The 6,202-nt window shown below is 66.5% G+C and carries 7 protein-coding genes; all 7 read right to left on the bottom strand.

Going from position 1 to position 6,202, the window contains the following annotated elements; genetic code table 11:
* On the bottom strand, positions 1 to 944 hold a 944-nt coding region (locus VFM98_RS00140), incomplete at its 3' end, for an NADH-quinone oxidoreductase subunit L (RefSeq protein ID WP_325107854.1).
* 40 nt (positions 945 to 984) lie between these two features.
* Positions 985 to 1,293 carry an NADH-quinone oxidoreductase subunit NuoK gene (gene nuoK, locus VFM98_RS00135; RefSeq protein WP_325107853.1) on the bottom strand — a complete coding sequence of 103 codons (309 nt, stop codon included), beginning with the start codon at positions 1,291 to 1,293 and terminating at the stop codon, positions 985 to 987.
* Positions 1,290 to 1,946 carry an NADH-quinone oxidoreductase subunit J gene (locus VFM98_RS00130; protein ID WP_325107851.1) on the bottom strand — a complete coding sequence of 219 codons (657 nt, stop codon included), beginning with the start codon at positions 1,944 to 1,946 and terminating at the stop codon, positions 1,290 to 1,292. Before VFM98_RS00130 ends, nuoK begins: the two co-directional genes overlap by 4 nt.
* A gap of 75 nt (positions 1,947 to 2,021) precedes the next feature.
* The gene (nuoI, locus tag VFM98_RS00125; RefSeq protein ID WP_325107850.1) at positions 2,022 to 2,543 is read right to left on the bottom strand and encodes an NADH-quinone oxidoreductase subunit NuoI; all 522 of its coding nucleotides are present in this window, start codon (positions 2,541 to 2,543) and stop codon (positions 2,022 to 2,024) included.
* Positions 2,544 to 2,550: 7 nt separating this feature from the next.
* Complete coding sequence (nuoH, locus tag VFM98_RS00120) at positions 2,551 to 3,642, bottom strand: NADH-quinone oxidoreductase subunit NuoH (RefSeq protein ID WP_325107849.1); 1,092 nt, start codon at positions 3,640 to 3,642, stop codon at positions 2,551 to 2,553.
* The gene (gene nuoG, locus VFM98_RS00115) at positions 3,639 to 5,765 is read right to left on the bottom strand and encodes an NADH-quinone oxidoreductase subunit NuoG (protein WP_325107848.1); all 2,127 of its coding nucleotides are present in this window, start codon (positions 5,763 to 5,765) and stop codon (positions 3,639 to 3,641) included. Before nuoG ends, nuoH begins: the two co-directional genes overlap by 4 nt.
* An 83-nt stretch (positions 5,766 to 5,848) precedes the next feature.
* The coding region (locus tag VFM98_RS00110; protein ID WP_325107847.1) for an NADH-ubiquinone oxidoreductase-F iron-sulfur binding region domain-containing protein at positions 5,849 to 6,202 on the bottom strand (354 nt) is incomplete at its 5' end.

Below are 6,202 nucleotides of genomic sequence, written 5' to 3'. Positions count from 1 at the left end.
ATGATGCCCAGGAAGCCCATGAACAGGGCCGTGATGGCGCCGATCACCATCACCACCGACAGCGCCGTGTCCGACAGCTCGAACAGGGGCGACATGCGCGCCACCATGAAGATGCCGGCCGTCACCATGGTGGCGGCGTGGATCAGCGCGGAGATCGGGGTGGGGCCTTCCATCGAGTCGGGCAGCCAGACGTGCAGCGGGAACTGAGCGCTCTTGCCCATCGCGCCGATGAACAGGCAGATGCAGGTCACCGTGATCAGCATCCACTCGGTGCCGTAGCCGAAGGGGGCCACCAGCTTCTGCGCGTTGGCGAAGGTCTCGCCGTAGCTCAGGGTGCCCAGGTTGGCGACGATCAGGCCGATGCCCAGGATGAAGCCGAAGTCGCCGACCCGGTTGACCAGGAAGGCCTTGAGGTTGGCGAAGATCGCGGTCGGCTTGGTGTACCAGAAGCCGATCAGCAGGTAGGAGACGAGGCCCACCGCTTCCCAGCCGAAGAACAGCTGCAGGAAGTTGTTGCTCATGACCAGCATGAGCATGGAGAACGTGAACAGCGAGATGTAGCCGAAGAAGCGGTTGTAGCCCGCGTCCTCTTCCATGTAGCCGATGGTGTAGATGTGCACCATCAGCGACACGAAGGTCACCACGCACATCATCATCGCGGTGAGGCCGTCGACCAGGAAGCCGACTTCCATCTTCAGGCCGCCGATCACCATCCACTCGTAGATGGTCTGGTTGAAGCGCGCGCCGTCGACCACCACGCTCTTGAGCGTCATGGCGGAGAGCACGAAGGCGATGAACACGCCCAGGATGGTGAGCGTGTGCGAGAGCCGGCGCCCGATCAGGTTGCCGCCCAGCGTGGTGCCGAAGATGCCGGCAGCGGCCGCGCCGGCGAGCGGAGCGAGCGGGACGGCGAGCAGGGTCGCAGCGTTGAGAGTGGTACTCATCGTTTCTTTCCTATGCCGGGCCGAAGCCGGCCGACACGGTTCAGCCTTTCAGCGCGTTCAGTTCTTCGACGTTCAGGTTCGACTTGTTCCGGAACAGCAGCACCAGGATGGCCAGGCCGATCGCCGATTCGGCGGCCGCCACCGTCAGGATGAAGAACACGAAGACCTGGCCGTGCATGTCGCCCAGATAGTGCGAGAACGCCACGAAGTTCATGTTGACGGCGAGCAGCATCAGCTCGATCGCCATCAGCAGCACGATCAGGTTGCGGCGGTTCAGGAAGATGCCGACCACCGACAGCGCGAACAGGATCGCGCCCAGCGTCAGGTAGTGTCCCAGGGTGATGGTCATGCCTTGCTCCCTTCGGGTGCCGCTTCGGGTTGCGCCGGGCGCGCCGGCGGCAGCTTGACGATCTGCAGGCGCTCGCTGGCCTTCACGCGCACGGCCAGCGCCGGGTCGATCGCCTTGGTGTCCTTGCGGTGGCGCAGCGTCAGCGCGATGGCGGTGACGATGGCCACCAGCAGCAGCACGGCCGCCACTTCCAGCGGGAACAGGTACTCGGTGTAGAGCAGCCGCCCCAGCTCCTTGGTGTTGGAGAACTGCACGCCGGCCTGCGCCGCGGCAGCCGCACCCGGCAGGGCGCGCGGCTCCTCGGTGGGACGGAAGCCGCCCATCAGCACGGCGGCCATCTCCAGCGCGATCAGCGCGCCGATGGTGGCTGCCACCGGAAAGTGCTTCCAGAAGCCCGTCCGCAATTCGTCGACGTTGACGTCCAGCATCATCACGACGAACAGGAACAGCACCATCACCGCGCCGACGTACACCAGCACGAGCGAGATGGCGAGGAACTCCGCCCGCAGCAGCAGCCATACGCCGGCGGCCTGGGAGAAGGTGAGCACCAGGAACAGCGCCGCGTAGACGGGGCTGCGCGCGGTGATGACCCGGAAGGCCGCGAACAGCATCACGACCGAGAAGAGGTAGAAGAGGCCGGTTCTAACGTCCATGATGGTTCGGCGTTGAGCGTTGGGCGTTGGGCGTGGAAGTCATGGTTGTGTGGCTGAACGTGGAACGCTCAACGCTCAACGGTATTTCGCGTCGGCCGCCTTGTTGGCCGCGATCTCGGCCTCGTAGCGGTCGCCCACGGCCAGCAGCATGTCCTTGGTGAAGTACAGGTCGCCGCGCTTCTCGCCGTGGTATTCCAGGATGTGCGTCTCGACGATCGAGTCGACCGGGCAGCTCTCCTCGCAGAAGCCGCAGAAGATGCACTTGGTCAGGTCGATGTCGTAGCGCTTGGTGCGGCGGGTGCCGTCGGCGCGCTGCTCGCTCTCGATGGTGATCGCCAGCGCGGGGCACACGGCCTCGCACAGCTTGCAGGCGATGCAGCGTTCCTCGCCGTTCTCGTAGCGGCGCAGCGCGTGCAGGCCGCGGAAGCGCGGGCTGAGCGGCGTCTTCTCCTCGGGGAACTGCACGGTGATCTTGCGGGCGAAGAAGTACTTGCCCGTCACCTTCAGGCCCTTGAAGAGTTCCAGCAGCATGAAGCTGCGCAGGAAGTCGCCGAGGGAGAAGGCGGACTCGCGCGGAGCCAGGGTATCGGTGGCCATGGCGGTCTTACTTTGCAAAGGCGAAGGTGTTGTAGGGGGTCTGCATCCACGCGCCGATCACGATCAGCCAGACCAGCGTGACGGGGATGAAGATCTTCCAGCCCAGGCGCATGATCTGGTCGTAGCGGTAGCGCGGGAAGGTGGAGCGGATCCACAGGAACATCGTGACCATGATGAAGGACTTGATGCCCAGCCAGATCCAGCCCGGGATCCAGTTCAGCAGCGGCGCGTCGATCGGGGGCAGCCAGCCGCCCAGGAACATCACCACTGCCAGCACGGAGACGAGCCACATGTTGGCGTACTCCGCCAGGAAGAACATGGCGAAGGACATGCCCGAGTACTCGATCATGTGGCCGGCCACGATCTCCGATTCGCCTTCCACCACGTCGAAGGGGTGGCGGTTGGTCTCGGCCAGGCCGGAGATGAAGTAGACGAAGAAGATCGGCAGCAGCGCCAGCCAGTTCCAGGACAGGAAGTTGACGCCGCGCGAGGCGAAGTAGCCGTGGTCCTGCTGCAGGACGATGTCCGTCATGTTCAGGCTGCCGGTGACCATCAGCACCACCACGAAGCAGAAGCCCATCGCGATCTCGTACGAGACCATCTGCGCGGAGGCGCGCAGCGCGCCGAGGAAGGCGTACTTCGAGTTGGAGGCCCAGCCCGCGATGATCACGCCGTACACCTCGAGCGAGGTGATGCCCATGAGGAACAGCAGGCCGGCGTTGATGTTCGCCACCGCGACCTCGGGGCCGAACGGGATCACCGCCCAGGCCGCGAGGGCCGGCATGATCGTCATGATCGGGCCCAGGTAGAACAGGCCCTTGTTGGCCACCGTCGGGAGGATGATCTCCTTGGTCAGCAGCTTGAGCGCGTCGGCGATCGGCGTGAGCAGGCCCAGCGGGCCGATGCGGTTCGGGCCCGGGCGGATCTGCGTGAAGCCGATGGCCTTGCGCTCCCAGAGCGTCAGGTAGGCCACCGCGCCCATCAGCGGGGCGACCACCACGATGATCTTGATCAGGGTCCAGATCACCGGCCAGCCGGCGCCGGTCCACCAGGGGGCGGCGATCAGGCCGTTGCCGAAGCCGTAAATCGTGTCGATCATGCGGACACTCCTTCGCGCCGGGCGGCCTGCGCATCGGCCGTCAGCTGCAGCGCCGGGGCGCGGCGCACGATGGAATCGAGCTGGTAGATGGAAGCCGCGACCGGTTTCGCGTCCGTGTCGCCCAGCCAGGCCGCCTTGCCCGTCTTGTTGGACAGCAGGCTGCCCTGCACGAAGGGCTGGTCCTTGTCGGCCTCGCCGCGCGCTTCGACCAGCACTTCCTGCGCCGACTCGTGCTCGAAGCCCTGCAGGCCCAGCATGTTGGCCAGCACGCGCAGCACCTTCCAGGCCGGCCGCGTCTCGGCGAGCGGCTTGACCACGGCGTGGAAGCTCTGGACGCGGCCTTCGGCGTTGACGAAGGTGCCGGGCGTCTCGGTCCACGGCGCGACGGGCAGCAGCACGTCGCTGATCTCCAGGTTGGCCTTGAAGGGCGACAGCGTGACGACCATGCTGCCCTGCGCGCCCAGCTTGCCGGCGCCGACCGCGGAGTCGAAGGCCGGCTCGGTGTTCAGCAGGAACAGCGCCTTGCAGCCGCCTTCCAGCATCTGCTTCGCGTTCAGACCGCCCTCGCCCGGCTGCGCCTTCACGAGTTGCGCGCCGACGGTGTTGGCGGCTTCGGTGAGGTAGCCCACGGTGGCGCCAGTCGCTTCGGCGATCCAGTTGGCCAGCGCCAGCAGGGAAGAGGCTGCCGGGTGGTGGGCCGCGGCGTTGCCCAGCAGGATGGCCTTGCGCTCGCCGGACAGCAGCGAGGCGGCGATCGCCTTGGCGGTGTCGGTGGCGTTGCCTTGCAGCGGCGCCATGCTGCCCTTCTCGTTGCCGATCGCCGTGGCGATGTCGGCCAGCGCCTGCACCCACTGGCCGGCCGGCACGATCGCCTTGGAAGCGACGGTCATCGCCCAGTCGTTGTCGCGGTCGTGCACGACGGAGACCTGGGCGCCGGTGCGGGTGGCAGCGCGCACCCGCAGCGCGAACAGCGGATGGTCCTTGCGCAGGTTGGAGCCGACCACCAGCACGCGCTGCAGCGTGGAGAGCGACGCGATCGAGGTGCCCAGCCAGCGCACGCCCTCGCTGCTGGCGAATTCGGCGTTGCGCAGGCGGTAATCGATGTTCTCGCTGCCCAGGGCGCGCACGAGCTTCTGGGCCAGGAACAGTTCTTCGACCGTGCTGTGCGGCGACACCAGCGCGCCGACGGCCTTGCCGCCGTGGTCGCGCCTGATCTCGCCGACGCCGCGCACCACGTATTCGAGGGCGGTCTGCCAGTCGACCGTCTTCCACTCGCCGCCATGCTTGATCATGGGCGACGTCAGGCGTTCGGGCGTGTTGAGCGCTTCGTAGGAGAAGCGGTCGCGGTCGGCCAGCCAGCACTCGTTGACGTCGTTGTTCTCGAACGGCAGCACGCGCATGACCTTGTTGTTCTTCACCTGCACGATCAGGTTCGCGCCGGTGGAGTCGTGCGGGCTCACGCTCCTGCGGCGCGAGAGCTCCCAGGGCCGGGCCGAGTAGCGGAACGGCTTGCTGGTGAGGGCGCCGACCGGGCACAGGTCGATCATGTTGCCGGAGACTTCGGAGTCGACCGTGTCGCCCAGCACCGTGGTGATCTCGCTGTGCTCGCCGCGGTTGACCATGCCCAGCTCCATCACGCCGGCGATCTCCTGGCCGAAGCGCACGCAGCGGGTGCAGTGGATGCAGCGGCTCATCTCCTCCATGGAGATCAGCGGGCCGACGTCCTTGTGCAGCACGACGCGCTTTTCTTCCTCGTAGCGCGAGGCGCCGGGGCCGTAACCGACGGCCAGGTCCTGCAGCTGGCACTCGCCGCCCTGGTCGCAGATCGGGCAGTCCAGCGGGTGGTTGATCAGCAGGAACTCCATCACCGACTGCTGCGCCTTCACGGCCTTGTCGCTCTTGGTGCGGACGACCATGCCGTTGGTGACGGGCGTGGCGCAGGCCGGCATCGGCTTGGGCGCCTTCTCCACTTCCACCAGGCACATGCGGCAGTTGGCGGCGATGGAGAGCTTCTTGTGGTAGCAGAAGTGCGGGATGTAGGTGCCGGCCTTCTCGGCGGCATGCATCACCATGCTGCCTTCGGCCACCTCCACCTTCTGTCCGTCGAGTTCGATTTCAATCATTTAGCGCTCCGCGCTCGTTTCTCACCCTCTCCCCCTGGGAGAGGGCCGGGGTGAGGGCCTTCTCGATCATGTTGTGCTTTCCCTCAGGCACGCGCCCCGGCGGGCACCGGGTCCCGCGGCTGGTCGTGCACGGGCACGTCGGAGCGCGCGATCTTCGCCTCGAACTCGTGGCGGAAGTGCTTGAGCATGGCGCGCACCGGCATCGCGGCGGCGTCGCCCAGCGCGCAGATCGTGCGGCCCTGGATGTTGTCGGCCACGGAATTGAGCAGGTCGAGGTCGCTCGGCTTGCCGTGCCCGTTGTGGATGCGGTCGATCACGCGCCACATCCAGCCCGTGCCCTCGCGGCAGGGCGTGCACTGGCCGCAGGATTCGTGCATGTAGAAGTAGGACAGGCGCAGCAGGCTTTCCACCATGTCGCGCGTCTCGTCCATCACGAT

Origin of the sequence: Ramlibacter sp., assembly GCF_035706265.1 — a bacterium.
Lineage (GTDB): Bacteria > Pseudomonadota > Gammaproteobacteria > Burkholderiales > Burkholderiaceae_C > Ramlibacter.
This window is presented reverse-complemented; position numbering and strand designations above follow the sequence as displayed.